Genomic DNA, 816 nt, shown 5'->3' on the forward strand with positions numbered 1-816 from the left:
TTAGGGCGTGTCCTGCCGATCTTGTAGTGGTTGATCGTTGACGATGTGCCGGTGGTGCGTCGTGGTGAATTAACCGATGAAGCATGGGCGGTGATCGCGCCGCTGCTGCCCGAACCGGGGAGTTCTCGGGGGCGGTGGCGGGATCACCGGCAGGTCATCAACGGGATTCTGTGGAAGCTGCGCACCGGCGCACCGTGGCGTGACCTGCCAGAACGCTTCGGGCCGTGGAAGACCTGCCACGAACGCCTGCGCCGCTGGACGGCGGACGGCACGTGGGATCGGATCCTGGCAGCGGCGCAGGTCCACGACGACGGCACACCGGTGCAGTGGACGATCAGCATCGACTCGTCGATCGTGCGGGCACACCAGCATACCGCTGGCGCCCGCAAAAAGGGGGCTCCCCAACAAGTCCGGCGACGCCTGGTGCGCAAGATGGCGAGGCCATCGGCCGATCCCGCGGCGGACTGAGCACGAAGATCCACCTCGCCGTCGACGGGCGCGGCCGGCCGCTGTCGATCCTACTCACCCCCGGCCAGGCCGGCGACAACCCCCAGCTACTGGCCCTGCTCGACGCCATCGCCGTGAACGAGCCCGGACCCGGACGGCCCCGCAAGCGCCCCGACGTGCTGATCGCCGACAAGGGCTACGCGCACGACTCCACCCGCCGGGCGCTGCGGCAGCGTGGGATCCGCCACGTCATCCCGGAACGGTCCGACCAGGTCGCCCGCCGGGCGGCCAAGGGCAGCGCCGGCGGCAGACCACCAGCCTTCGACACCGTGATCTACAAGAAGCGCAACGTCGTGGAACGCTGCTTCA

Annotated in this window: 1 pseudogene; it reads left to right on the plus strand. The window is 69.1% G+C overall.

Features of this window, described 5'->3' with window-relative positions:
• Positions 1-54: 54 nt before the first annotated feature.
• A pseudogene (locus DKL51_RS10245) lies at positions 55-816 on the plus strand (IS5 family transposase); the annotation flags it as partial.

Source organism: Micromonospora globispora (assembly GCF_003857015.1).
Lineage (GTDB): Bacteria > Actinomycetota > Actinomycetes > Mycobacteriales > Micromonosporaceae > Micromonospora > Micromonospora globispora.